Source organism: Kribbella sp. WER1, from assembly GCF_054189145.1.
In genome coordinates this window covers 7,891,970-7,916,638 of sequence record NZ_CM135186.1, presented here as the reverse complement: position 1 = coordinate 7,916,638, position 24,669 = coordinate 7,891,970, and the positions used below count along the sequence as shown (strand labels likewise).

General features: G+C 70.3%; 22 protein-coding genes. 12 read left to right on the top strand and 10 right to left on the bottom strand.

Features of this window, described 5'->3' with window-relative positions; genetic code table 11:
• Window positions 1-120 precede the first annotated feature (120 nt).
• Window positions 121-2,088, top strand: coding sequence for an NPCBM/NEW2 domain-containing protein (locus ACXJJ3_RS38625; protein WP_458166923.1), 1,968 nt, complete (start codon window positions 121-123; stop codon window positions 2,086-2,088).
• On the opposite strand, the gene ACXJJ3_RS38620 is transcribed toward ACXJJ3_RS38625, so the two are convergent.
• Window positions 2,085-5,636: a beta-N-acetylglucosaminidase domain-containing protein gene (locus ACXJJ3_RS38620; protein ID WP_458166922.1), complete on the bottom strand. Its 3,552-nt coding sequence runs from the start codon at window positions 5,634-5,636 to the stop codon at window positions 2,085-2,087. The two genes, ACXJJ3_RS38625 and ACXJJ3_RS38620, sit on opposite strands and share 4 nt — an antisense overlap.
• Before the next feature lie 152 nt (window positions 5,637-5,788).
• Between ACXJJ3_RS38620 and ACXJJ3_RS38615 the strand changes: the two genes are divergently transcribed.
• From ACXJJ3_RS38615 to ACXJJ3_RS38600, 4 genes are all read left to right on the top strand, one after another.
• Window positions 5,789-6,283 carry a hypothetical protein gene (locus tag ACXJJ3_RS38615; RefSeq protein ID WP_458166921.1) on the top strand — a complete coding sequence of 165 codons (495 nt, stop codon included), beginning with the start codon at window positions 5,789-5,791 and terminating at the stop codon, window positions 6,281-6,283.
• A gap of 38 nt (window positions 6,284-6,321) precedes the next feature.
• Entirely contained in the window at window positions 6,322-6,789 is a 468-nt protein-coding gene (locus tag ACXJJ3_RS38610) for an SRPBCC domain-containing protein (RefSeq protein WP_458166920.1), read from the top strand.
• Window positions 6,790-6,828: 39 nt separating this feature from the next.
• The gene (locus ACXJJ3_RS38605; protein WP_458166919.1) at window positions 6,829-7,305 is read left to right on the top strand and encodes a DUF6328 family protein; all 477 of its coding nucleotides are present in this window, start codon (window positions 6,829-6,831) and stop codon (window positions 7,303-7,305) included.
• A gap of 100 nt (window positions 7,306-7,405) precedes the next feature.
• A complete protein-coding gene (locus ACXJJ3_RS38600; RefSeq protein WP_458166918.1) occupies window positions 7,406-8,185 on the top strand; it encodes a sigma-70 family RNA polymerase sigma factor in 780 nt (259 codons plus the stop codon).
• 337 nt (window positions 8,186-8,522) lie between these two features.
• On the opposite strand, the gene ACXJJ3_RS38595 is transcribed toward ACXJJ3_RS38600, so the two are convergent.
• The 4 genes from ACXJJ3_RS38595 to ACXJJ3_RS38580 form a co-directional block, all read right to left on the bottom strand.
• Window positions 8,523-9,104 (bottom strand): hypothetical protein, encoded by a 582-nt coding sequence (locus ACXJJ3_RS38595; RefSeq protein WP_458166917.1) that lies wholly within the window; start codon window positions 9,102-9,104, stop codon window positions 8,523-8,525.
• A gap of 126 nt (window positions 9,105-9,230) precedes the next feature.
• Entirely contained in the window at window positions 9,231-10,310 is a 1,080-nt protein-coding gene (locus ACXJJ3_RS38590) for an enolase C-terminal domain-like protein (RefSeq protein WP_458166916.1), read from the bottom strand.
• Between the two features lie 10 nt (window positions 10,311-10,320).
• Entirely contained in the window at window positions 10,321-12,108 is a 1,788-nt protein-coding gene (locus tag ACXJJ3_RS38585; protein WP_458166915.1) for a thiamine pyrophosphate-requiring protein, read from the bottom strand.
• Window positions 12,105-14,936: an FAD-binding and (Fe-S)-binding domain-containing protein gene (locus ACXJJ3_RS38580; RefSeq protein WP_458166914.1), complete on the bottom strand. Its 2,832-nt coding sequence runs from the start codon at window positions 14,934-14,936 to the stop codon at window positions 12,105-12,107. The genes ACXJJ3_RS38585 and ACXJJ3_RS38580 overlap by 4 nt, the downstream gene beginning before the upstream one ends.
• Window positions 14,937-15,071: 135 nt before the next feature.
• On the opposite strand from ACXJJ3_RS38580, the gene ACXJJ3_RS38575 reads away from it, so the two are divergent.
• Window positions 15,072-16,106, top strand: coding sequence for an SDR family oxidoreductase (locus tag ACXJJ3_RS38575; RefSeq protein ID WP_458166912.1), 1,035 nt, complete (start codon window positions 15,072-15,074; stop codon window positions 16,104-16,106).
• Here ACXJJ3_RS38575 and ACXJJ3_RS38570 read toward each other — a convergent pair.
• Complete coding sequence (locus ACXJJ3_RS38570; protein ID WP_458166911.1) at window positions 16,042-16,218, bottom strand: metal-sensing transcriptional repressor; 177 nt, start codon at window positions 16,216-16,218, stop codon at window positions 16,042-16,044. The two genes, ACXJJ3_RS38575 and ACXJJ3_RS38570, sit on opposite strands and share 65 nt — an antisense overlap.
• 59 nt (window positions 16,219-16,277) lie before the next feature.
• On the opposite strand from ACXJJ3_RS38570, the gene ACXJJ3_RS38565 reads away from it, so the two are divergent.
• From ACXJJ3_RS38565 to ACXJJ3_RS38555, 3 genes are read left to right on the top strand one after another with little or no spacing between them, the layout of a single operon-like run.
• On the top strand, window positions 16,278-17,018 hold the full coding sequence (locus tag ACXJJ3_RS38565; protein ID WP_458166910.1) for an MBL fold metallo-hydrolase: 741 nt from the start codon (window positions 16,278-16,280) through the stop codon (window positions 17,016-17,018).
• Window positions 16,925-17,497 (top strand): rhodanese-like domain-containing protein, encoded by a 573-nt coding sequence (locus ACXJJ3_RS38560; protein WP_458171995.1) that lies wholly within the window; start codon window positions 16,925-16,927, stop codon window positions 17,495-17,497. The genes ACXJJ3_RS38565 and ACXJJ3_RS38560 overlap by 94 nt, the downstream gene beginning before the upstream one ends.
• Complete coding sequence (locus ACXJJ3_RS38555) at window positions 17,475-17,648, top strand: hypothetical protein (RefSeq protein WP_458166909.1); 174 nt, start codon at window positions 17,475-17,477, stop codon at window positions 17,646-17,648. Before ACXJJ3_RS38560 ends, ACXJJ3_RS38555 begins: the two co-directional genes overlap by 23 nt.
• Here the strand turns inward: ACXJJ3_RS38555 and ACXJJ3_RS38550 are convergent.
• Together ACXJJ3_RS38550 and ACXJJ3_RS38545 are read right to left on the bottom strand one after the other, a co-directional pair.
• Window positions 17,640-18,587 carry an ArsR/SmtB family transcription factor gene (locus tag ACXJJ3_RS38550; protein ID WP_458166908.1) on the bottom strand — a complete coding sequence of 316 codons (948 nt, stop codon included), beginning with the start codon at window positions 18,585-18,587 and terminating at the stop codon, window positions 17,640-17,642. The two genes, ACXJJ3_RS38555 and ACXJJ3_RS38550, sit on opposite strands and share 9 nt — an antisense overlap.
• A gap of 34 nt (window positions 18,588-18,621) precedes the next feature.
• On the bottom strand, window positions 18,622-19,650 hold the full coding sequence (locus tag ACXJJ3_RS38545) for a M23 family peptidase (RefSeq protein WP_458166907.1): 1,029 nt from the start codon (window positions 19,648-19,650) through the stop codon (window positions 18,622-18,624).
• Between the two features lie 128 nt (window positions 19,651-19,778).
• Between ACXJJ3_RS38545 and ACXJJ3_RS38540 the strand changes: the two genes are divergently transcribed.
• The gene (locus ACXJJ3_RS38540; RefSeq protein WP_458166906.1) at window positions 19,779-20,627 is read left to right on the top strand and encodes a helix-turn-helix transcriptional regulator; all 849 of its coding nucleotides are present in this window, start codon (window positions 19,779-19,781) and stop codon (window positions 20,625-20,627) included.
• Here ACXJJ3_RS38540 and ACXJJ3_RS38535 read toward each other — a convergent pair.
• A complete protein-coding gene (locus ACXJJ3_RS38535) occupies window positions 20,543-21,697 on the bottom strand; it encodes an MFS transporter (protein ID WP_458166905.1) in 1,155 nt (384 codons plus the stop codon). The two genes, ACXJJ3_RS38540 and ACXJJ3_RS38535, sit on opposite strands and share 85 nt — an antisense overlap.
• A 110-nt stretch (window positions 21,698-21,807) precedes the next feature.
• Here ACXJJ3_RS38535 and ACXJJ3_RS38530 point away from each other — a divergent pair, with 110 nt between their 5' ends.
• On the top strand, window positions 21,808-22,566 hold the full coding sequence (locus ACXJJ3_RS38530; RefSeq protein WP_458166904.1) for an ABC transporter ATP-binding protein: 759 nt from the start codon (window positions 21,808-21,810) through the stop codon (window positions 22,564-22,566).
• 33 nt (window positions 22,567-22,599) lie between these two features.
• Here the strand turns inward: ACXJJ3_RS38530 and ACXJJ3_RS38525 are convergent, their stop codons facing one another.
• Entirely contained in the window at window positions 22,600-23,796 is a 1,197-nt protein-coding gene (locus tag ACXJJ3_RS38525) for an RNA-guided endonuclease InsQ/TnpB family protein (protein ID WP_458166903.1), read from the bottom strand.
• A gap of 101 nt (window positions 23,797-23,897) precedes the next feature.
• Here ACXJJ3_RS38525 and ACXJJ3_RS38520 point away from each other — a divergent pair, with 101 nt between their 5' ends.
• Entirely contained in the window at window positions 23,898-24,656 is a 759-nt protein-coding gene (locus ACXJJ3_RS38520; RefSeq protein WP_458166902.1) for an ABC transporter permease, read from the top strand.
• Window positions 24,657-24,669: the final 13 nt, after the last annotated feature.

Here is a 24,669-nt window from a genome sequence, read left to right as displayed (position 1 = left end):
CCGCCGCACACACGCGCCTCTCAGCGTCCTCTCATGTCGAGTGGCCGGACCGCCCGCTGCACGCGAGGATTGAACGCGCAACGCCCTTCGGAACCGCCCCCCGGATGGAGCTGACTTCTCATGCGACCATTTCTGACCGCCGTCGCCGCGCTCGCCCTCCTCAGCACCGGTCTCAGTCCGGCCGCCGCCTCGGATCCGCCCCCACTTGGCAACCTCGCGCCGACCCCGCCGATGGGCTGGAACTCGTGGAACACGTTCAACTGCAACATCAACGAACAGCTGATCCGCGATGCCGCCGACAGCCTGGTGGCGTCGGGCATGGCCGCGGCCGGGTACCAGTACGTGAACATCGACGACTGCTGGGCCGAGAAGGACCGCGACCCGGCGACCGGCCGGTACGTCCCGAGCCACGACCGGTTCCCGAGCGGTATCAAGGCGCTCGCGGACTACGTCCACGGCAAGGGCCTGAAGCTCGGGATCTACACCAGCGCCGGCACGCTGACCTGCGCGCAGACGATGCCGGGCAGCCTCGGGCACGAGGAGACCGACGCGCAGACGTTCGCCGAGTGGGGCGTCGACTACCTGAAGTACGACAACTGCAACAACCAGGGCGTCCCGGCCCAGCAGCGGTACAAGGCGATGGGTGACGCGCTGGCCAAGGCAGGTCGTCCGATTGTCTACAGTCTGTGCGAATGGGGCTCCAACCAGCCGTGGCTGTGGGGCGCCTCGGTCGGCGGACACCTGTGGCGGACCACCGACGACATCAACGCCTCCTGGCCGAGCGTGATGTCGATCCTCGACCAGCAGGTCGGCCTCGAGCAGTACTCCGGACCGAACGCCTGGAACGACCCCGACATGCTCGAAGTCGGCAACGGCGGGCTCACACAGGGCGAGAGCCGGGCGCACATGAGCCTGTGGGCGCTGCTCAACGCCCCGCTGATCGCCGGCAACGACATCCGCTCGATGAACGCCTGGACGCGGAGCGCCCTCACCAATCCGGATGTGATCGCGGTCGACCAGGACTGGGGCGGCCGCCAGGGCAGCCGGATTCGCGACGACGGCGACACCGAGGTCTGGGCGAAACCGATGTCCGACGGGTCGAAGGCCGTCGTCCTGCTGAACCGCGGTACGACACCGCGCACCATCGGCACGACCGCGGCCGAGCTCGGGCTGAGCGGGACCGGGCCGAGCGGCACCGAGTTGACCGTCAAGGATCTGTGGTCGAAGGCAACGACCGTCTCGGGCGGGGCCGTCCGGGCCCAGGTCGGTGCGCACGACGCGGTCATGTACCGCGTGACGGCGGGTGCGGCGAACGACTTTCCGCCGAGCGTCCTCGTGGATGCGACGCCGACATCGCCTTATGTGCAAGGCGATTCGGTGGACGTGAAGGTTGCCGTGCACAACGATGGGCTCACCCCGATCACGAAGGCGCGGTACGGCTTGACCGCTCCGGACGGGTGGACCGCCAAGCTGGTCGGGAGCGCCCAGACGAGCGTGATCAAGCCGGGCGGCTCCGGGAGCGCGACCTGGCGGCTGACCGCGGACCGGCCGGACCTCGGGCCGGTCGACCTGTCCGCGGCGGCGAGCTGGCTGTGGCGCAACCAGGTGTACGACGGTCGCAGTACGGCACGCTTCACCATGGTCTCGGCGCCGCCGGCCGGTACGACCGCGTTGTCGGATCTGCCGTGGTTGGCGACGGAGAACGGCTGGGGGCCGGTCGAGAAGGATCAGAGCAACGGCGAGACCGCGGCCGGCGACGGGCGTCCGTTGACGATCGCGGGCACGGTCTACCCGAAGGGCCTCGGGACGCACGCGCCGAGCAGCGTGCAGTACTACCTCGGCGGGCGCTGCTCGACGCTCACCGTCACCACCGGCATCGACGACGAAGTCGGCGACAAGGGCCACGCCGGCTTCGAGATCCACGGCGACGGCGCCACCCTTGCCACGAGCGAGGCCAGCGGCAGCGGCCCTGCGGTCCCACTGTCCGTCTCGGTCGCCGGCGTGAACGTGCTCGACCTCCGCACCACCGACCTCGACGGCACCAACTCCGACCACACCGACTGGGCGGCCCCCGTCGTGGCCTGTTAGCTCTCCGAGTAGACCTCCAGTTCGTAGAGGGAGTAGCCGTACTGGGTGGCGCGGTGGACGCCCTGCATGCGGACGTAGCGGGCGGTGGTGTCGAGCCAGAGCGTGTCGGCACCACCGTCACCGTTCGTGACCTCGGTCGCGGTCGTCCAGGTCGTCCCGTCGTCCGACACCTGGATCCGGTACGCCGAGCCGTACGCCGTCTCCCAGCGCAGGACAACCTTGCCCAGGCGGGTCGACGTACCGAGGTCGACCTGTAGCCACGAGGCGTCGTCGTACCCGGAGGCCCAGCGGGTGCCGGTGTTGCCGTCGACGGCGAGGTCGGCGGTGAACGACGTACCGGGCTCGACGCTCGACGCGACGACCGGGCGGTGCAGGGCGACGTTCGTGGTCCCGGTCCGCGGGCGGACGGCGACCTTCAGTACGGCGTCGTACGAGGTCTGGCCGACGGTGAGCTTGACGGGGACGTCGACGTCCCCGAGGGCCGCGTCGGCGGGTGGCGTCAGCTTGACCGGGACCGACTGGGTGAAGCCGCGCTTGACCGCGACGGAGCTGGCAGCCTCAACCCCCCAGCCCGCCGGCGCGCCGATCGCGAGGGTCCCCCTCACGTCTGTCCCGCGTTCGGCCGCAACATCCACGCTGAACGTCGAGGCCTCACCGCGGATCACGTCGGCCCGGTTCTCGTCGACGCGCAGCGCGGCGACCGGCGTGTCCGACCACAACGGCACAACCTCCGCCACAGCCGGCGTACCACCCGTCCACACCAGCCGGATCGCCTCCACCTTCAGATCCGCCACCGGCAACTCGGCGTACGCCGACGACACCGCCCCAACCCGCTGCCAAACTCCCCCAACCTGCACCTCCACATCCGCCAACCCAACACCCACACCACCGCCCGCACCGCCCGCACCGCCCGCACCGGCGCCGTCGGGGGTCGGCGACCCGGGGCTTCGCTGGAGGATCGTGAGGCCGGCCAGTTCGCGGGGTGTCGACAATCCGATTGTCAACAGATCGCCGGCGACCGGCGCGGTCGACGGGATGTAGGCGGTGTCGAGGTTCCCGTCCACGGACTGCTGGAACGACGAACCCGCGGCAGGCGCCGGCGTTCCGGTCGCGGTCAGCGTGGTGGTCCGTCCGCCGATCGTCTCGACCGTGAACTCGCGGACGACCAGCCAGTAGTCGCTCGCGCTCAACGAGCGGTACCGGACATACCGGGCGGTCGTCCCCGCCGGGGCCGTGGCGCGGACCTCGGCGGTGGTCGCGCGGCTGAGTTCGGTCCAACGGGTGCCGTCGGCGGAGTACTCGAGCACGCCCGAGTGGATGTAGTCGTTCGGGCTGGACGTCTTCCCCATCAACAGGGTGATCAATCCGATTGTCGACAGTTGACCAAGATCGACGCGGACCTCGGAGCCGGTGCTCGGCGAGCCGTTGCTCCAGTAGAACGTGTTCGGGTCGCCGTCGATCATGCGCGCCGGCACGTTGTCCTGGTACGTGCCGAGGCTGGTCGTCGCCGTCCGTCCGGGCTGGACGCCGAGCCAGCGGTCGTGGACCCGGCCGGCCTCGGCGATCAGTGCGTCGACAACGCCCTCGCCGATCCGCGGATACGTACCGCTGTGCGGGAGCCGGCTGTCGCGGATCGCCTTCGCCTCGGTCACCAGCTGGTTCACCTGCTGCCGTGCGGCCCAGGCGCTCGCGCCGTCACCGGCGTCCAGGGCGGCCAGCAGGTCGAGGGCTCGGTTCATCGCCCGGCCCCACAGTTCGGTGGCCTTCAGCCACGACTCCGCCTGGTCGGCGAACGCCGGGTCGACCACCTTCGCGCGGATCGTCGCCGGGGCGGCGGCGATCGCGTTCACCGCGGGCCGCAGTACGCCGATCGCCTCGGCGCGCCGGCCGGACCGCCACAGCTGCCAGAACCGGTCGACCGCGGCCGCGAACACCGGCGCACTCTCCGGGTGCAGCGTGCCGTCGTACGTGTTGAGGTCGCCGAACACCTGCAGCGCGGCGGTCGCCGCCGGGTCGCCGCCCGCCCGCTCGGCGAGGGCCCGGCGCCAGGAGGCCTGCGGGTCGTACGTCGCCGGGTTCCAGCCGAGCTCGGCGAACGAGTACAGCGCGACCTTGCTGACCGCGGCCTGGTTCATCGGGTTCGAGATCACGCCGGCGACGCTGTCCGCGATGGCCGGCTCGCGGCCCGTGTACGGCGCGAGCAGCAACCGGCCGGCCGCGTAGTCGTTGACCGGGTAGTTGTCCCAGATCAGGATGTCGTGGCCGAACACCGCCTTCGCCTGGGCTGCCTGCGCGGCGGTGATCGTGCGCGGCACCACCCCGATCCCGGTCCAGTGCACGACCACGTGGCTGTCGAGCTGCTCCCGCAGAGCCTTCTTGTACGGCGTCTCGCTGACGTTGTAGTACTCGGTCGGCACCATCTGCAGCGGGGCGACGTCCGGCTTGGACGCGACCCATTCGCGCTGCACCCGGTTCAGCAGATCGCTCTGCGCGCGGCCGGCCGCTCCTCCGCCGGTGCCGTACTTCGCCTTGTCCGCTTCGCAGTGCCAGGTGTTGTAGTCGATGTCGTCGAGCGGCACGTTGAACGACCGGGCGCCGACGTCGTACAGCGCCTCGAACTTCGCGACCAGCGCCTGGAAGTCGGCCTCGGACGTGTAGCAGATCGACAGCCCGGGCGACAGCGCGAACGTGAAGTCGACCTTGTTCTGCCGGGCGCGGGTCACCAGCTCGGCGAGCTGCGCGAGCTTGTCGGCCGGGTACGGGTCGCGCCACTGCTCGCGGTGGTACGGGTCGTCCTTCGGTGCGTACTCGTAGGTGTTCATGCGGTGCTCGCCGAGGTACGTCAACTCGTCGAGGCGGTCGGCCTGCGACCACGGCGTACCGTAGAAGCCCTCGATCGCGCCGCGGTACCGCATCGTCGGCCAGTCGCGGATCGCGATCCCCGGTAGCCAGTCGCGGCCGGTGCGGTCCTGGATGAGCTGGGCGAGGGATTGGGCCGCGTAGTACGTGCCGTCGCCGTCGACGCCGTCGAGGACCACCTGGGCGCGGTCGTCGCGGTCACGGCCGGCGGCGAGGACGTACCCCTCGGCGGGGAGACCGGTGCTGTCCTTCACGCGCAACGCGCCGAGCGTCTTCGCGTCACGCCCGAGCCAGATCGTGGTCGGCGTACCGGGGTCGGTGCCCGTCGTGGTGCGAACCGTCTTCACGCCGGCCCGGTCGAGCGCCTGCCGTACGACGCGCTCGGCGTCGGCGTCGGTACGCCCGGTCCGCACAAGCCCAACCACCGGCGTGATCGGAAACCCGTCCGCCCGCCGCACAACCTCCTGCGGCACCGGCGAAACCCCCACAGGAGCCGCAGCAGCTCCAGCAGACGTCAGCGTCGCGCCGGCGGTGCGAGCTGTGGGCTGCGCGGCGCCGGTGGCGTTGGCGGAGGGCTGGGTGGGGTCAGCGGCTCCGGTGGCTGGGAGCGTGGAGGCGTTGGCCGGTGGGGTGAGGGTGAAGGGGGCGGCCAGGGCGAGGATGCAGAGGGTTGACCGGAGCAGGCGCATGAGTCTCCTCGGGCAGGCGGGTGCCGATAGTTAGCCACTGCGCAGAAGTGCTCGTCAAGGGCTGGCCGCAGGCAGGTTCAGGCATCCGAGCCCGGCGCGCGGCGCGCCGGTTCGAGTGGACAGGAGACGGCTGCGGGGTTCTCTTGAGAGATGTGAGCACCCAGCATTCGGCGCGGCGGCTGACCCGCCGGAAGCGACTCGGCGTCGTCGTCACCTGGATCGTGTTCACCGCGATGGCCGTCGGCATGTTCGCGGTCGGCGTGCTCACGCTGATCTGGGGCATCCACCGGGTCGACGACCTCGGCGATCTCGCGGTCCACCAGGCCCGCGCCCGCGGCGAGATCGTTGCCACCCGCAAGCTCCCGCACGAGCCGCAGGGCACCGGCGGCGGCACCGAGGTGACGATCGGCTTCCGTTCCGCGGACGGCAGTTTCCACACCAGCACGCAGACCCTGCAACTGTGGACCCGCGCCCGCAACATCGGCGACAAGGTCGACGTCGTGTACGACCAGCGCAACCCGGACTCGTTCTACACCACGTCCCTCGGCGTCGAACGCTTCCGCAACATCCTGATCCTGGTGCTGGCCGCCACACTGCTGATCGGTACGCCGGTCGCGTATGTGATCTACGCCCGCGACGCCCTGTAACGCGACTACTCCCGGCGAACCCTGGGCACCGGGTGTACATGTCGCGTACTACACATGCAGAACGGACGGCCCGGGCGCCGCAGCTCAGGTATGTCAGGACGCTGATCTGTGACGCGGACCGCCTGTGGAACCTCATCACCAGGCCGGATCTCCTCAGCAGCTGGCTCGGAGCGACGCTGCTCAGCGACACGCAGTACGGCGGATTCCTGATCGCGACCGGGCCACAGACGCAGCAGACCGGCATCATCACGACCTGCGAACCCCCGCACTACCTGCAGGCCGACTTCAACGACCCGCCCCACGCCCCCGGCACGGTCCTCGCGGACGTCGTCCCGGCGCGCACCGGGTCCCACCTGATCCTCACCCACGGTGGCATCGCGGCCGGACGCCTGCACCACTACGACACCTTCTGGTCGGACGCCCTCGAACGCCTGTCCCACGCAGCCGCCGGCCACGGCCCCCTCGCAACCGTCACCCACCTCCCGACCTCGGCCGGAGGAGCCTGATGCGTACCGGCCTACGCTGACAGGTGGAGGACGGTCAGCATGGACTCGCAGAGGTACGACCGTGACGGCGAGACGTCGGGCGAGCGGCTCGATCGGCATTGGAACGAGCTGTTGCAGGAACTGCGGCTGGTGCAGACCGGTACGCAGATCCTGTTCGCCTTCCTGCTCGGGATCGCGTTCCAGAACCAGTTCCACACCACGGACGGCTTCACCCACGCGGTCTACGCCTGCACGTTGACCGCGGCGGCGCTCGCTGTGGTGCTGTTCCTGGCGCCGGTCGCGTTCCACCGGTTCCTCTACCAGCAGGGCCTGCGGGACCGCCTCGTCACGAGCGCGGACCGGCTGGCGCGCGGCGGGATGGCGTTCCTCGTCGTCTCGATCTGCGGCGGCCTGCTGATCGCGCTGAACGTCGTACTCCCCCGTGGCGCGGCCGTCGCGGTGGTCGGCGGCGTACTGCTGTGGGTCCTCGTGTTCTGGCTGGTGCTCCCGGCGTACGTCCGGCGCAGGGCTCGATGATTCGCAAGGTGTGGCGTCGGGTACCCGGGTGTGGTCCCGGTTGCGGTCCAAACCGTGCGCCGCGTACGGCCGGGACGGACACAGGCAGGACAACCCGCACATGGCACCGAGTAGTCCAGTCCAGGCGACGCACGCCGAAGAGTCCGCCCGGACCGAGCACCTCCTCCGGGCCGCACACCGCAGTCGCGACCCCCGCCGCGGGCAACTCCGCGACGAGGCGATCGTCAGCGGTATGCCGCTGGCCCGCACGATCGCCCGCCGGTACCGCGGCCGCGGCGTCGACACCGAGGACCTGGAGCAGATCGCCGTCGAACACCTGATCCGCGCCGTCCGCAACTACCGGCCGACCCCGGGCTCGGACTTCCGGTCGTACGCCGTACCGACGATCCGCGGCGGCATCCGGCACCACTTCCGCGACAACGCCTGGGCGATCCGGCTGCCGCGCCGGCTGCAGGAGATCCAGTCCCGGGTGAACGCGGTCCAGACCTCGCTCGCGCTCACCCTCGGCCACTGGCCGGACCAGGCCGAGCTCGCGACCGCGATCGGCGTCGACGTCGCCGAGATCGTCGAGGCCGAACAGGCCCGCGGCTGCTTCCAGCCGACCTCGCTCGACGCCGAACTGACCACCGCCTCCGGCGCCCCGGCACCCCCGTACGAAGTCCGCCAACCGGGCAACACCTACGAACTCGTCGACCAGGTCCACTCACTCCGCCCGGTCGTCGACAACCTCCCGGACCGGGACCGCCTGATCCTCCGCCTGCGATTCGTCGACCACCGGACCCAAGCGGAGATCGGCGCCGAAATCGGCCTCAGCCAGATGCAGGTGTCGCGGCGGCTCCGGCACATCATCGACGACCTCCAGCTGGCGCTGACCGCGTGATCCGTGGCCTGGGATCGGCCGCTGTCGCGGTGCCTGACGGGCAGGTGGAGGAGACGGTCCAGGCAGTCGTCGAGATCTGCGAGTTCCAGGCGGCCGGCGGCCACCGCCCGCTCGTGCAGTGCATGGCCGAGCGGGCGACGGTCGCCGTACCGGATGTCGAGCAGGACGTCCGGTCGGGGTGCTGGGGCTGTACAGCCGGTATCCGGAGGCGTTCGGGGCGGACGACATCGCGGTCGCCCTGGCGAGTGCCGCCGCGAGGAACAGCTGATGGTCGCGGTCGGCGCGCGGAAGCTGGTCGGGCAGGCAATGGGGATCCTGAGGGAGCGCGCCCGCAGAATCAGCTGCGGTCGGTCAGGAAGGGTTGCGGGTCGCTGCCGGCGCCGGCGGACGACGCGAGCCAGGCCTGCAGGCCGTCCGGGTCGCGACGTTCGAGCTCGTCGAGGCAGTGCTGGCGAGCGACCACCACCCGCAGGCGCGCCTCGCTCGTCCGCGCCCGGCTCAGCGCCGCATAGCTGTCCTTCCATTGCCGACACAGCTGATCCGTACTGGCAGTTGCCTCCGGCACCTTCCGCGGACGGGTCGGCAACAACCGGACGACCGCTGCCGGCGACGTCACCAGGACGACGCCGAGCAGGAGTACGGCACCCGTGCCGAGAACCTTGATCAGCACCGCTGCCGCGACCGCGACGAGATACCCCGCGACGGTCAGCATGACGACCTGGCGCCGACACGCTCCCCGAGCTTTGACGGCCGGTGTCCTGGTCCCGATCGCGAACATCAGCCCGAACGGCACCGCGAGGGACGCCAGGATCAGCCAGACCGCGGCCGGGAGCACGAGTACCGCGAGCGCAAGCCCCAACAGCAGCAACATGCCGGCGACGCTGCGCCAGATCCACCGATACGTGAGCATCCGCGTCACGCAAGACCCTCAACCGCGTCCGCCTGTGCCGCGCACTTCCCCCACACGTTCCACGCCGCCATCGCTACCTCCCAGCACGAGATCGGACTGCGCCGGTGCCCACGGCCTCCTCTCGTATGCACCACCTCAGCCGACCCGGTGCGTCGCTGCCGCGAGCGGAAGCCACGTCATGCCGTGCCCTGGTCCGTCGGACGGAGTCGCCGCACCACCGACCGCAGACGGGAGGCCGTCGAAGAGCGTCGACTCGATGCGGGTGTGGTCGTGGAACCACTCGAGGTGGCGCAGGTTGGGGATCGCGGACAGCGGCGCGAGGTGCAGCCCCGGAGCGCAGTGTCCGGAGAGCTGCAGCCCGTGAGCCTCGGCGACGGCGGCGATGCGGAGCAGTTCGGTGATGCCCCCGCAGCGCGTGACGTCGGATTGCAGACAATCGACAATCGGACACATCCGCGCGAAGTACGCCAGGTCGTACCCGTACTCCCCCGCCGTCACGTCGATCCCGGTGTGGTCACGGACGAGGCCGAGCCCGGCGAGGTCGTCCGACGGCACCGGCTCCTCGAACCACGTCACGCCGTACGACGCCAGCCGGGAGGCCACCCGGCACGCCTGGCCGACGGTGTAGCCGCCGTTCGCGTCCACGTACAGCTCAGCACCGGAGCCGATCACGTCCCGCGCCCGCGCGACCCGCTCCAGGTCCCGGTCCTCGGACCTCCCCCAGCTCTCCCCGATCTTGATCTTGACCCGCGGTATCCCCTGCTCGACCCACCCCGTCAGCTGGTCCGCGAGTTGCCGGTCGTCGTACGTCGTGAACCCGCCGCTGCCGTACACCGGCACGCTCTCGCGGACCGCCCCGAGCAACCGGTGCAACGGCAGCCCGAGCAGCCGAGCCTTCAGGTCCCACAGCGCGCAGTCCACCGCCGACAACGCCATCCCGGCCACGCCGGGCCGCCCGATGTTGCGCAGCGCGCCGCGCATCGCGTTCCAGGACCCGCCGACGTCCATCGGGTCGCGGCCCTGCACCACCGGTGCCAGCTCGTGCGTGACGACCGTGGCGCAGGCCGGCGAACCGTACGTCCACCCGGTCCCGGTGACGCCGTCGGCCGAGACCTCCACCAGGACCAGCGTCGTGCTCTCCCAGGTGAACGTCCCGTCGCCCTCCGGCGCGTCCGTCGGGATCGTGTACGCGGACGCCCGGACAGTGCCGATCACAACATGCCAATCACGACTTGCCGGGCAGGAACTCTTGCATCTTGGACTTCACGCCCTCCTTGATCATCGCGCCCCGGTCGCTGTCGCCGCGGACGATCGACTCCAGCGCCTTCTCGATCTGGTCCCAGGTCGCGTGCGGCGGAATCGGCGGTACGGCGGGATCGGTGCGGAACTCCACGACGCACGGCCGGTCCGCCGCCAGCGCCTCCTCCCAGGCAGGCACGACCTCCTCCGGCTTCTCCGCGGTCACCCCGTGCAACCCGAGCAGCTTCGCGTACCCGGCGTACGGGAAGTCCGGTAGTTCCTGGGACGGCAGGAACTGCGGCGACCCGCCCATCGCGCGCAGCTCCCACGTCACCTGGTTCAGGTCGTTGTTGTGCAGGACGGCGACCACCAGCCGCGGGTCCGCCCAGTCCTGCCAGTACTTCGCGATCGTGATCAGCTCGTTGATCCCGTTCATCTGCATCGCGCCGTCCCCGACGAGCGCGTAGGCCGGCCGGTCGGGCAGCCCGAACTTCGCGCCGATCACGTACGGCACGCCCGGCCCCATCGTCGCGAGCGTCCCGGACAGCGAGCCGCGCATGTCGCCGCGGAACTTGACGTGCCGCGCGTACCAGTTCGCCGCCGAACCCGAGTCCGACGCGAGGATCGCGTCCGCCGGCAGCCGGTCCGACAGCTCGTGGAAGACCAGCTCCGGGTTGATCGGGTCCGCGGACGTGTGCGCCCGCCGCTCCATGACCTCCCACCAGCGCCGGACGTTGCTCTCGATCCCGCCGCGCCACGACCGGTCCTGTTTGCGCTGCACCAGCGGGATCAGCGCCTGCAGGGTCCGCGCGGCGTCGCCGACCAGGTTCACCTCGAACGGGTACCGCATCCCGATCATCGTCGGATCCAGGTCGATCTGGATCGCCCGCGCCTTGCCGAACTCCGGCAGGAACTGCGTGTACGGGAAGTTCGACCCGACCATCAGCAACGTGTCGCAGTCCATCATCAGCTCGTACGACGGCCGCGTACCGAGCAGCCCGATCGATCCGGTCACCCAGGGCAGTGCATCGGGCAGAACGTCCTTGCCCAGCAGGGCCTTCGCGACCCCGGCACCGGTCAGCTCGGCCAGCTCCGTCACCTCGTCGACCGCGCCGCGCGCACCCTGTCCGACGAGGATCGCGACCCGCGACCCGTCGTTCAGGATCTCCGCCGCCCGGGACAGCTGATCCGCCGCCGGCACCGGCGCCGACCAGCTCAGGTCCGTGCTCGAGGGCACCATCTTGAACGCGTGCGACGGCGCCGTGTAGTCCAGCTCCTGCAGGTCCGACGGGACGATCAACGCGGTCACGGTCCGCCGGGCCGCCGCGATCCGGATCGCCCGGTCGAGCACGTTCGGCAGCTGCTCGGGGACCATCACGGTCTCGCAGTAGTCCGACGCGACGTCCTTGTAGAGTGTCTGCAGGTCGACCTCCTGCTGGTAGCTGCCACCCATCGCGCTCCGTGCCGTCTGCCCGACGATCGCCACCACCGGGACGTGGTCGAGCTTCGCGTCGTACAACCCGTTCAGCAAGTGGATCGCGCCCGGCCCGCTGGTCGCCGTACAGACGCCGACCCGGCCGGTGAACTTCGCGTACCCGACCGCCTCGAAGGCGGCCATCTCCTCGTGCCGGGCCTGGACGAACCGCGGCTCGTTCCCCGCCTTCTGCCAGGCGGACAACAGCCCGTTGATCCCGTCCCCGGCGTACCCGAAGACATGGTCCACGTCCCACTCGCGCAGGCGCTGGAGTACGAAATCGGCAACTGTCGTGCTCATGACAACCCTCCTGCCAGGAGTTCGGCGAGATGTACGGCTCGCCGGTCGGTAGCTTGCTCTATTTGCGTCCGGCAACTGAAGCCGTCGGCAACGATCACGGTGTCGTTGCCCGCGGCCCGGACCTTCGGCAGCAGCACCCGTTCGGCCGCCGCCATCGAGACGTCGTAGTGCCCACGCTCGAACCCGAAGTTCCCGGCCAGCCCGCAGCACCCGGAGTCCAGCTGTTCGCGGTCGATGCCCGCGCGCTGCATCAGTTCGGTGTCCGGGGACAGCACCGCGTGCTGATGACAGTGCGTCTGCACGATCGCCTGCACGTCGAGCCGCGGCGGATCCCAGTCCTTCAGCAGCTCCGCGAACGTGACGAACTGCGTCGACAGCCGTCGCATGTCCTCGTCGTCGGCGAGCAGCTCCGGCCCGTCCGACCGGAACACCGCACTGCACGACGGTTCCAGCCCGACGATCGGTACGCCGTCGCGGATCTCGTCGCGCAGTACGTCGATCGTCCGCCGCAGCACCCGCTTCGCCGTACCGAGCTGACCGGTCGAAATCCAGGTGAGACCACAGCACACCGGCCGTTCCGGGACGGTCACCTGGTACCCCGCCGCCTCGAGCACCTGGACCGCGGCGCGCCCGACCGACGGATGGAAGAAGTTCGTGAAGGTGTCCGGCCAGAGCACGATCCGGCGGCCCCGCCCCGGCGGACGCTCCGAGAACCAACTGGTGAACGACTGCCCGGCGAACGCCGGCAGGTCTCGCTCGTCGGCGATACCGCCGGCGCGCTTCAGCAGCCTCGCAACGCGAGGCGTCTGGGTCGCGCCGTTCACCAGCCTCGGTACGCGACTCGCCAACTGCGCCGCCAGCGGCAGCCAGCCCATCGAGTAGTGCGCCATCGGCCGCAGCCGGTGCCGGTAATGGTGCGACAAGAACTCGGCCTTGTACGTCGCCACGTCCACGCCGACCGGGCAGTCCACCTTGCAGCCCTTGCAGGCCAGACACAGATCCAGCGCATCCCGGACCTCGGTCGACCGCCAGCCGTCCGGGATCACCTCGCCGCGCACCATCTCGAACAGCAACCGGGACCGCCCACGCGGCGAGTGCTCCTCCTCGCGGGTGACCTCGTACGAGGGACACATCACCTCGCCCCCGGCCGACGACGAATGCCGGCAGTTACCGATCCCGACGCAGCGCAGCGTCGCCTTGCTGAACTTCCCGTCGTCGCGCGGATACGCGAACTCGCTCGGCCACGGCCGATGCGCGTACCCGGTGCCGAGCCGCAGGTGCGAGTCCAGCGGGTTCGGGTCCACGACCTTGCCCGGGTTCATCCGGTTCCGCGGGTCGAAGATCGCCTTGAACTCGCCGAACGCCCGGACCAGGTCCGGCCCGAACATCGTGGTCAGCAGCTCGCCCCGGGACTGCCCGTCGCCGTGCTCCCCGGACAGCGACCCGTCGTACCGCTTCACCATCCGCGCCGCCTGTTCGACGAAGTCGCGGTACCGCGCGATACCGGCCGCAGTCCGCAGCTCGAACGGGATCCGGGTGTGCACGCAGCCCTGCCCGAAGTGCCCGTACAGCGACGTCTCGGTCTCGTCGTACCCGAAGTCGTTCAGCAGCCCGCGCAGGTCGCGCAGGTAGTCGCCGAGGTCGTCCGGATGGACGGCGGAGTCCTCCCAGCCCTCCCAGTTCTCGTGCTTCGCGGCTGGGTGGGCGGTCGCGCCGAGACCGGCCTCCCGGAGTTCGATCAACTGTTGCTCACGGCCCGGATCGTCGAGGTAGCTGACGTTTGCCTCGCTGTCCTTCAGGTCGTCCATCAGCCTGCGCGCGGCGCCGTCCGCCTCGTCGAACGTGTCGCCGGCGAACTGCACGGTCAGCCAGCCACGGCCCTCCGGCAGCCGTTCGATCGCGGTGTCGACGGTGTGTTCCTCGTGCTCCAGGTCGACCAGCACCTGGTCGAGCCCTTCGAGCTGCCACGGCTCATGCGGCAGGATCCGCCGTACCGCGCGCCCGGCGTCCTCCAGGCTCGGGTACCCGAGCACGACCATCACCTGGTACTTCGGCACCGGGACCAGGTCGAGCTCCGCGTGCAGCACCGTGACCAGCGTGCCCTCGCTGCCGACCAGTGCCTTCGCGACGTCGAAGCCGTTCTCCGGTAGCAACGAGTCGAGGTTGTACCCGGACACCCGGCGCGGGATGTGCGGATAGCCGGTCCGCAGCTCGCCGAGGTACCGGTCCCGCAACGCGAGCAGCTCCCGGTGGATCTCCGCGCGCCGATCGTTGCCCCCGACAAACTCCTCCGTTGGCCCGACCCACATCCGAACACCGTCGTAGGTCAGCACCTCGAGCCGGCGCACGTTGTCGACGGTCTTGCCGTACGCCTGCGCGCTCGCACCACAGGAGTTGTTGCCGATCATCCCGCCGATCGTGCAGCTCTGGTGCGTCGACGGTTTCGGCCCGAACATCAGGCCGTCCAGCGATCTGTTCAGGTCGTCCAGCGCGATCCCCGGCTCGACCACACACGTCCGAGCGTCCGCGTCGACGCTCAGCAGCCGGTTGCAGTACTTCGTCCAGTCGATCACGACGGCCGCGTTCGTGGACTGCCCGGCCAGGCTGGTGCCACCGCCGCGCGACAGCACCGGGACGTCAGCCTGCCGGCAGACCTCTACCGCAGCCACCGCTGCGTCCACCGTCCGCGGGACGACCACCCCGAGCGGTATCTGACGGTAGTTGGACGAGTCACACGAGTACGCCGCGAGCGACCCAGCGTCGAACCGCACCTCGCCGTCGACCGCCGCCGCCAAGGCACCGGCCAGGTCTTCGTGCGTGCGCTGCATAGGCACCTCCGGACCTCGATCGCGCCGTTCGGTACCCGAGGCAGATCGCAGCAAACGCGTTTCGTGAAGGCTCCAGTGGTCACCGGGGAACAGACGGAGACTGTGAACGCCGGGCCGCGCACCGAGGAGGCGCTTGTGGGACGGGTAGTTGTGGTGACGGGAGCCAGTGGCGGTGTCGGGCGGGCGACCGCGGTCGCGTTCGCCCGGCGCGGGGATCGGGTCGCGCTGCTGGCCCGCGGACGGGAAGGGCTGGACGGTGCGGCGCGTGAGGTCGCGGACGCGGGTGGGCGGGCGCTGGCGATCCCGGTCGACGTGGCGGACCACGGACAGCTGCAGGCGGCCGCGGATCAGGTGGAGGACGAGCTCGGGCCGATCGACGTCTGGGTGAACGTGGCCTTCAGTTCGGTGTTCGCGCCGTTCGACGAGATCGATCCGAGCGAGTTCAAACGGGTCACCGAGGTGACGTACCTCGGGTACGTGTACGGGACCCGGGTCGCGCTGGCCCGGATGAAGCCGCGCGACCACGGCACGATCGTGCAGGTCGGGTCGGCGCTGGCGTACCGCGGGATCCCGCTGCAGTCGGCGTACTGCGGGGCGAAGCACGCGATCCAGGGCTTCCACGACTCGCTGCGCTGCGAGCTGCTGCACGACAAGTCGCACGTCCGGACGACGATGGTGCAGCTGCCCGCGGTCAACACGCCGCAGTTCTCGTGGGTGCTGTCCCGGCTCCCGAAGCATCCCCAGCCGGTGCCACCGATCTTCCAGCCGGAGGTGGCCGCCGACGCGGTCGTCTACGCGGCCGGGCATCCGCGCCGCCGCGAGTACTGGGTCGGTGGCTCGACGGCGCTGACGATCGTGGCGAACAAGTTCGTCGCCGGTCTCCTCGACCACTACCTGGCACGGACCGGGTACGACTCACAGCAGACCGACCTGCCGAACGAGCAGGCCGCGAACCTCTGGTCACCGGCCGATGGCCGCAGCCGCGACTACGGAGCGCACGGTGTCTTCGACGACCGGTCGACCTCGCGCAGCTACCAGGTGCTGGCCGCGCGCCACCGCACCGTGCTCACGGCGGCCGCGGCCGCTTGCCTGGTGGCCGGCGCGATCAGGCGAGTGACAGGAAGAGCTTCTCCAGCTTGGCCGGGTCGAGGTCGCTGGTCTCGTCGGTGAGGCACTGCTGGAGCCCGGTACTGACGATCGCGAAGCCGGCCCGGGACAGCGCCTTGTTGACGGCGGCCAGCTGAGTGAGGGCGGCTTCGCAATCCCAGCCCTCCTCCAGCATCCGGATCACGCTGGCCAGATGGCAGTAGGCTCGGGATCCCGTCCAGTGAGGATCATTCGATGAGCCTGACGATCCGGATCGTCGAGACGCCGTCGCTCGGCGATCGCAGCTACCTCGTGCACGACGGCGACGTGGCGTTCGTGGTCGATCCGCAGCGCGACATCGACCCGATCCTGGAACTGCTCCGCGCCGAGGGCGTCCGGCTCACGCACGTGTTCGAGACGCACCTCCACAACGACTACGTCACCGGCGGCCTGGCGCTGGCCCGCGGGACCGGCGCCGCCTACCTGGTGAACGCCGACGACGAGGTCTCGTTCGAGCGGACGCCGGTGCGCGACGGCGACGTGCTGCGGATCGGCGACCGGATGCGGGTGCGCGCGATCCATACGCCGGGCCACACGTTCACCCACCTGTCGTACGCGCTCACCGACGGCGAGCAGCCGGTCGCGGTCTTCACCGGTGGATCACTGCTGTACGGCGCGACCGGCCGGCCCGACCTGCTCGGCCCGGAGCACACCGAGGCGCTCGTGCACCACCAGCACCGGTCCGCGCACGCACTCGCGCATGCCCTTCCGGACGAGACCGAGGTCTTCCCGACCCACGGATTCGGCTCGTTCTGCGCTCCGCGACTCAGTCCTCGGCGACCGCGTCGACGATCGGCGCCGAGCTCGCACGGCGCATCCACGCCGGCGAATGGGTCGTCGATCTGCGGACGAGGACCGCCTTCGCCGCGGGACATGCGCCCGGCACCGTCAACTTCGGCCTCGACGGCGCGTTCGCGACGTACCTCGGCTGGCTGATCCCCTGGGGTACACCGGTCACGCTGCTCGGCGAGTCCGTGGCGGACGTCGCGCAGGCCCAGCGCGAGCTGGTCCGGATCGGCATCGACCGTCCCGCGGCGCACGCCACCGGCGGCCCGGAGCAGTGGAGCGGGCAGCGGCCGGTGTCGTTCCCGACCGCGACGTTCGCCGATCTGGCGCAGGTCCGGCACCATCGGGACGTGGTCGTCCTGGACGTCCGTCGGGCCGAGGAGCACCAGGCGTCGGCGATCGTGGGTGCGGTCAACGTTCCGGTGCACGACCTGCCACGGCGGATCGCCGATGTACCGCCCGGGGAGCTCTGGGTGCACTGCGCCGCCGGGTACCGCGCGTCGATCGCCGCGTCCTTCCTGCATGCGGCCGGCCGCCAGATCGTTGCCGTTGACGACCAGTTCGAGAATGCCGTACAGATCGGCCTGACCACGAAAGAGAGCGCACATGTGCCGACCCGTCACCTGTAAGACCTGCTCGAAGACCACCTGGGCCGGCTGCGGCCAGCACGTCGCGCAGGTCAAGGCGTCCGTCCCCGCGGACCTGTGGTGCCCCGGCCACCCGAAGGCCGAGCGCGCGGGCGGCAGCTGGCTCGGCAAGCTGCTCGGCCGCTCAGGGTAGGTCGGCGAGCTGGTCCCCCAGCGACGTCCGCTCGTACACGACCGTGCGGCCGTCACGACGGGCCCGGACGAGCCCTTGAGCGGTCATCGCGCGCAGCGACTGGTTCGCCGCCGACGGCGAGACGCCGAACTGCTCGGCCAATGCGGTCGTCGTCCGACCGGTGCCCAGGGCCCGTAAATAGCGCAGCCGGTGCGGGCTCAGCAGCGCCGTACCGCCGCGGTCGCCGCGGTGGGACCACATCGACCGCTGGTTGCTCGCGCCGTACATCACCATCGGGTCGGAGTCGGTCAGCGGCGTCGAGCTGCTCAGCGTGAACAGCGACGGTACGGCGAACAACGGCCGGCCGCGGGTGGACAGCACCGGGTCGTCGTCGCCCCGGCCCAGGATGTGCGCGGTGATCGACGTCCGGTCCGCGCGGACGCCCGGACCGCAGCCGTTCAACGTGGCGATCACGCCCTCGGCGGCGAGCGACCGGGCCCGGAACGCGACATCCGCGTCGAGGACGGCCTGCATCCGCGACCAGTGCGGCTGGAACGCCAGCCGCCAGTACGCCGCCAGCGCGTCCGCGAGCCGGTGGCCGAACGACCGCCCGCTCGCCCCGAGCCCCCGCGGTACGCCGCCGACCGCGGACTCGATGTCGGCGCCGAGCGTCCGCAGATCCTGGTCGCGCAGGTACGCGAGCTGCGCGGTGATCGTCAGCGGTACGCCGACCCGCGGGTTGAACAGGTCCGGCGTGTTGAACGTCGGCCCGATCAACCCGCGCAGTACGTCGAGCGGGAGCTGGCCGCGGACACCGCAGACGGCGTCGTACCAGGGTGCCTGCAGCGGGTAGGAGGACGGCGCACGCAAGGCGCGCAGCGAGTTGCCGAGTTCAGTGAGCGGGGAGACCACGAACCGCACCAGTCCGTAGTCCCCCGGCTCCAGCTGATAGCGCGCCACAGTGGATTCTAGGCACGCGCCGACCCCGTGGGCATCAACTCACGCGGTTGTACATGTCGTTGCCCGGGCAGGCCGTGACGCCCAGGCGGGTCGCGCAGCCGGTGTACTGGCCGGAGCCGTTCCACCAGGTCCAGCCGCCGATGGTCCGGCCGTTCAGCCAGGTGTACGTGCCGTTGTAGTTGGCGTCGTACGTCCGGAGGCTCCAGTGCACGTGGGCGCCGGTCGCGGAGCCGCCCGCGCAGGTGTCCATGCCGATGTTGCCGAGCAGTGCGCTGCTGCCGACCGCCGTCGCGTTGTAGTACGTTGCATTCCACATGTGGTAGTAGTCCGTCGAGAAGCCGTTCGGGTGGATCACCCGCGTCCAGCCGCCGCCGGCGCCGCACATCGACGTCGCGGTCCCGCTGCCGGACGAGCGGACCCGGCCGCTCGCGTTGCCGCCGGAGAAGTCGAGGCTGCTCCAGTAGCCGGTCGCCCCGTCGTTGGAGTGCGGGCCGCCGGTCAGGTTCATGTAGTAGTCGGGCATCCACGGCAGCAGCAGGCCCCCGGTGTTGGCGGCGGCCTGGTGCGCGGCGTACGCCGTCATCGTCTGCCGTTCCGCCTGGCCGACGAGGGGTGAGGTGGCGACGTACCCGGCGAACGTCCGGTCGCCTTCGACACCGGCGACCCAGCGGCCGTCGACGTTGCGGGCGATGTACAGCCAGCCTTCCGGGCTGCCCTCGGCGGTGCGGGGTGCTTCGACGTACGCGACGCCGCGGGCCCAGGTGCTGGTCGCGGTTCGGACGTCGACGACGATCTTGCGGCCCTCGGCGGAGAGCTTGCTGACGGCAACCGCCGGCGCGAGGCCCTGGGCGTCGTGGGAGCGGGAAAGGATGTCGGCGGCAACGGTGTCGACGAGGGACTTGCTGTCGGCACCAAGCGTGCCGGCAACCCCCGCCGACAACTTCACGGTCACACCGGAGGCGGCCGGGGCGGATGCCTGCGCGGAGGAGATGGATGGCGTGGCGAGGAGCAGGCCGCCGAGGGCGAGGGCGGCGGCTGTTTTGAGGGACAGTTTCGAGGGCATGGGCGGGACCCTTCTGATCGAGCTGACGGGTGCCGCGAGTGTGACAGAGCGCCACCCCCGCCACGAGAAGTTGTAGCCGAACCCTTAACCGTGGAATAGCCCGGCCGGTCCGGGCTGTTGTCCCGTTCATGGTGGATTCTCGGCGTACGGCGGCCCGGTTCGACCTCGGCCGGCTCACCCACGAGGTGATCGGAGCGGGCGGGTCGTTGAGTGTGCCGGGACCGGCGTGGTTCCTGCTGCTCGACGGTGCGGCGTACCTCGAGACGGCAAGCGGTCGTACGGCGCTCGTGGTCGGCGACGCGGTCTGGGTGGACGCCCGGACGGCGTTCGCGGTCGCGTCGGACGGCGGGGCTAAGCTCGCGGTCGGCGATCTGCGGGTGATCGTCGCGACGCAGCCGGTGCCGAGCCCGCTGCTGGTTCGCGGGTTCGCCGCGCAACATGCCGGGGTCGCCGATCTCGTTCGCGGTTGCCCGTTGGACGGGGTGTGCCGCGCGTCGGTCTTCGCGGACGGATACGGCACGCTGATCGGCGCGGCGATGACGGACTCCTGGCTGCACGACCGAGGGGACGAGGCCGGGGATCCGCTCGTCGCCCGCGTGCTGGATGCCGTGGTCGCGGACCCGGGGAACAAGTGGAGCGTCGAGTCGCTCGCGAGTCTGGTCCACCTGTCCCGGTCCGCGCTCAGCGCGCGGTTCCAGAAGGCGCTCGGCCGGAGCCCGGTCCGGATGCTCCGCGAGGTGCGGATGGGTGAGGCGCGGCGGCTGCTGTCCGATCCCCGGCTCCCGGTCGAGGCGGTCGCGGCCCGCTGCGGCTACGGCTCGATCGCCGCGTTCAGCCGCGCCTTCGCCGCCGACCACGGCTACTCACCGCAGTCCTGGCGATCCGACGTCCTTCACGACGGCCGCAGTACGGCGAAACCGATCCCGCTGAGTACTGCGCAGACCGCGCCGACCGTGAGCGCCGCCGCCACCCCGTGACCGTCGACGACCGTGCCGCCGACCGCCGACCCGGCCGTGATCGCGACCTGGAACGCCGTCACCTGCAGGCTCATCGCGGACTCGGTGTGCTCCCGCTCCGCCTGCGCCACCCATAGCTGTGTCGCGACCGGGATCATGCTGAACGCGATCCCCCAGGTCACCACGCCGACGACCAGCATCGGCACGCCGACGGCGTACCCGGTGACGGCGAGGCTCACCGACAGCAGCAACGGGGCGACCGCCGACGCCACCCGCAGCCGGGTCGACAACGCACCGGCCGCGAGGTTGCCCAGCAGCCCGCCGAACCCCCACGCGAGCAGCAACCAGGCCGAGTCCCCCGGCGTCACCCGCATGATCGCCAACCGGATGTACGGGTAGGCGACGAAGTTCCCCAGCGCGGCGAGCACGATCATCACCAGTCCCGCGATCAGCAACGGATTGCGCAGCGCGCTCCGCATCATCACCAGCCCCGCCGACGGATGCGCCGGCACCGCCGGGAACACCGCGAGCAAGAACACGAGACTCAGCACGGTGAACGCGGCCGCCACCCCGAACACCACCCGCCACCCGGCGGTGTCGGCGCCGATCGACGCCAGCGGGATCGCGACGATCGTCGCCACGCTGACCCCCACCGACAGACTCGTCGACACCACTCGCTCGCGACCGGGCAGCGCCTGGACGCCGGCGCCGAAAGCGAAGGACCAGTACCCGGCGATCGCGACCCCGAGCACCAGCCGGCTCAGCAACACCACCGCGAACGCGGGCGCGAGCGCCACCGCCAGGTCCGAGACGGCCGCCGCCGCCAGCAGCGCGATCAGGACGCGGCGCCGGTCCACCCGCGGCAGCACGACCGCGATGGACGGCGCCGTCACCGCCCCGGCGATCGCGGTCGCGGCGACCGCGAGTCCCGCCGTACCTTCGGTCACGCCGAGGTCGGCGGCCATTCGCGGCAGCACGCTCGCCGGCAGGAACTCGCTCGCCACCAGCAGGCAGATCCCGAGATCAAGAGCAACCAAGGACAACAGTCCGGAACGGCGGGCGGCCGTCCGGGACGTAGTAGTAGAAGACACGCTCCAAGCCTGCCGACCGCGCTCGTCCCGCGCTTGATCGGCTGTCGCGAGCACTTGATCGGAATCGCTGCCTTGACCTTGACGCAGGGTCAACCCTTCATGCTGACGCCATGAGTACCGATACGGCGATCCAGGTACAGGGATTGCGGAAGTCCTACGGGAAACAGTCCGTCCTCCGCGGGGTGGACTTCGAGGTGGCGCGCGGCAGCATCTTCGCGCTGCTCGGCTCCAACGGCGCGGGGAAGACGACCACGATCAAGATCCTCGCGACGCTGCTGCGGGCCGACGACGGGACCGCGACGATCAACGGTTTCGACGTCGCCGGGCAGGCCGCCGACGTCCGGCAGTCGATCAGCCTGACCGGGCAGTTCGCGGCCGTCGACGAGATCCTCAGCGGCCGGGAGAACCTGGTGCTGGTCGCGAAACTGCGGCACCTCCCGAACCCGGGCGCGGTGGCCGACGAGCTGCTCACGCGGTTCGCACTGACCGAGGCGGGCGGCCGCCGGGTGGCGACGTACTCGGGTGGCATGCGGCGCCGGCTGGACATCGCGATGAGCCTGATCGGGGACTCGCCGGTGATCTTCCTCGACGAGCCGACGGCCGGCCTCGACCCGGAGGCGCGGATCGAGGTCTGGCAGCTGGTCAAGGAGCTGGCCGGTTCCGGTACAACGGTGCTGCTCACCACGCAGTACCTCGACGAGGCCGAGCAGTTGGCCGACCGGATCGCGATCCTGCACCAGGGCCGGATCATCGCGAACGGCACCCTCGCCGAACTCAAGCAGCTGCTGCCGCCCGCAAAGGTCGAGTACGTCGAGAAGCAGCCGACGCTCGAGGAGATCTTCCTGGCAATCATTGGAGACCAGCGTTGACGTCCTCTCTCGCCGGGCGGCGAGAGATTCCAACTACGCGACCGTTGGAGGTGCGTGTTGAGGTTCGCGCTTCTCAGAGACCAGTACCGCAGTCTCTCCGCGTGCGTTCACGGCCCGTCCGGCCGCGGTGCTGCAAGCGATGTTGACTGCCGCGTTCACGTCGGCGTTGGCCTCGTACCGGCAGGCGACGCATCGGAACGCCGCTTGGCTCTCACGGTTCTCCGCTGCACAATGCCCACAGGAACTGCAGGTCTGCGACGTGTACGCGGGATTGACCTTCTCGACCCGGCCCGGCGCTTTGTGCTCCAGCCGCCGAACGAGCCGACCCCAGCCTTGGGCGAGGACTGCCCGGTTGAGCCCAGCCTTCTGCCGGACATTGCGGCCCGGCGCTTCGCGGGTGCCTCGCGCCGACTTGGTCATGTTGCGGATCCCAAGGTCTTCGACACCGATCACGTCGAACCGGCGGGCGAGGTCGGTGGTCGTCTGCTCGACCCAGTCCTTCCGCCGGTCGCTCTCCCGGGCCTTGAACCGCGCGATCGCGGCCCGCGGCTCCGCACGCCGCTTGCTGGCCGGCGTGGCTCTGGCGAGCTTGCGTTGCAGCCGCTTGATTCGCCGCTGCTCTCGCGCCGACAGACCGGGACAGCACAGGAGCTCCCCGGTCGACAGGGCCGCCGAGACGGTGACTCCACGATCCACACCCACAACGGCACCGGTTCCGGGCGACCGGATGGGTTCGGGGATGGCCGCGAACGCAATGTGCCAACGTCCGGCACGGTCCCGCATGACGCGGTACGACTTCGCGTCCGGCAGCTTCCGGGACAGCCGGAACTTGATCCAGCCGATCTTCGGGACCAGTACCCGGCCCCACTTCCGGTTCAGCTTCTCCACCCGCTGCGCTTGAGGACCGACGATCCTGAACCCCTCGTGCACACCTTCGCGCCGCCATGTCGGGCGGCCACGGGTCCCTGCGTAGAAGTTCTTCCACGCCTGGTCGAGGTCACGCAACGCCTGTTGCTGCACGGTTTGCGATCCAGCCTTCAGCCACAGCTCCGCCGCGCGTGCCTCGGTCAACTGCGCGGACTGCGCCACATACCGAGGGGTGGCGGGGCGGCCCGGACGCCACATCAACCGTTGCTCCAACCCCAAGTTCCACACGTACCGCGCATGCCTGCAGTGCTCCAGCAACCCAGACAGCTGAGCCGGAGCTGGTGCGAGACGGTAGCGCGCCATGACACCGAACCAATCAGACGGCACCGACAGTCTTCATCTGAAGGGAGGCAGTTGCGGTTCCTCCCCGCCCAGACGGACGGGCCTTACCCGCAACAAGCCCAATGAGCACATACTTTGTCAGCGATACGGTCGCCCTCACCGCGCGGACGCTGCGGCACATCACCCGCAGCCTGGACACGATCATCACGACCGTCCTCACGCCGGTCGCGCTGATGCTGATGTTCGTGTACGTGTTCGGCGGCGCGATCTCGACCGGGTCGAAGTACATCAACTTCATGCTGCCGGGCATCCTGCTGATCACGATCGCGTCCGGGATCTCGTACACCGCGTTCCGGCTGTTCATGGACCTGAAGAGCGGGATCCTCGAGCGGTTCCAGTCGATGCCGATCGCCCGGTCCGGGCTGCTTTGGGCGCATGTCGTCACGTCGATGGTCGCCAACGTGATCGCGCTGGTGATCGTTGTCGGCGTCGCGCTGCTGATGGGCTTCCGGACGGGTGCGGGGGTGGCGGCCTGGCTCGCGGTGACCGGCATCCTGCTGCTGTCGACGCTGGCGCTGACCTGGCTGGCCGTGATCCCCGGTCTGACGGCGGGATCGGTGGAGAGCGCGGGCGCGTTCGCGTACCCGTTGATCTTCCTGCCGTTCGTCAGCTCGGCGTTCGTGCCCACGCAGACCATGCCCGGGCCGGTGCGGTGGTTCGCCGAGAACCAGCCGGTGACGTCGATCGTCGACACGATCCGGGCGCTGTTCGCCCAGCAACCGGTCGGCAATGCCATCTGGACGGCGCTGGCGTGGTGCGTCGGCGTGCTCGTCGTCGCGTACGTCCTGGCGATGCTGGCCTATCGGCGGAAGGTCGCCTGAGGCAGGCTGGATC

Excerpts from the sequence above, each read along its gene's own strand:
- ACXJJ3_RS38625 (WP_458166923.1), top strand. The coding sequence starts at position 121 with ATGCGACCATTTCTGACCGCCGTCGCCGCGCTCGCCCTCCTCAGCACC.
- ACXJJ3_RS38620 (WP_458166922.1), bottom strand. The coding sequence starts at position 5,636 with ATGCGCCTGCTCCGGTCAACCCTCTGCATCCTCGCCCTGGCCGCCCCC.
- ACXJJ3_RS38610 (WP_458166920.1), top strand. The coding sequence starts at position 6,322 with ATGTCGCGTACTACACATGCAGAACGGACGGCCCGGGCGCCGCAGCTC.
- ACXJJ3_RS38605 (WP_458166919.1), top strand. The coding sequence starts at position 6,829 with ATGGACTCGCAGAGGTACGACCGTGACGGCGAGACGTCGGGCGAGCGG.
- ACXJJ3_RS38600 (WP_458166918.1), top strand. The coding sequence starts at position 7,406 with ATGGCACCGAGTAGTCCAGTCCAGGCGACGCACGCCGAAGAGTCCGCC.
- ACXJJ3_RS38585 (WP_458166915.1), bottom strand. The coding sequence starts at position 12,108 with ATGAGCACGACAGTTGCCGATTTCGTACTCCAGCGCCTGCGCGAGTGG.
- ACXJJ3_RS38580 (WP_458166914.1), bottom strand. The coding sequence starts at position 14,936 with ATGCAGCGCACGCACGAAGACCTGGCCGGTGCCTTGGCGGCGGCGGTC.
- ACXJJ3_RS38570 (WP_458166911.1), bottom strand. The coding sequence starts at position 16,218 with ATGCTGGAGGAGGGCTGGGATTGCGAAGCCGCCCTCACTCAGCTGGCC.
- ACXJJ3_RS38565 (WP_458166910.1), top strand. The coding sequence starts at position 16,278 with ATGAGCCTGACGATCCGGATCGTCGAGACGCCGTCGCTCGGCGATCGC.
- ACXJJ3_RS38555 (WP_458166909.1), top strand. The coding sequence starts at position 17,475 with ATGTGCCGACCCGTCACCTGTAAGACCTGCTCGAAGACCACCTGGGCC.
- ACXJJ3_RS38545 (WP_458166907.1), bottom strand. The coding sequence starts at position 19,650 with ATGCCCTCGAAACTGTCCCTCAAAACAGCCGCCGCCCTCGCCCTCGGC.
- ACXJJ3_RS38540 (WP_458166906.1), top strand. The coding sequence starts at position 19,779 with ATGGTGGATTCTCGGCGTACGGCGGCCCGGTTCGACCTCGGCCGGCTC.
- ACXJJ3_RS38530 (WP_458166904.1), top strand. The coding sequence starts at position 21,808 with ATGAGTACCGATACGGCGATCCAGGTACAGGGATTGCGGAAGTCCTAC.
- ACXJJ3_RS38525 (WP_458166903.1), bottom strand. The coding sequence starts at position 23,796 with ATGGCGCGCTACCGTCTCGCACCAGCTCCGGCTCAGCTGTCTGGGTTG.
- ACXJJ3_RS38520 (WP_458166902.1), top strand. The coding sequence starts at position 23,898 with ATGAGCACATACTTTGTCAGCGATACGGTCGCCCTCACCGCGCGGACG.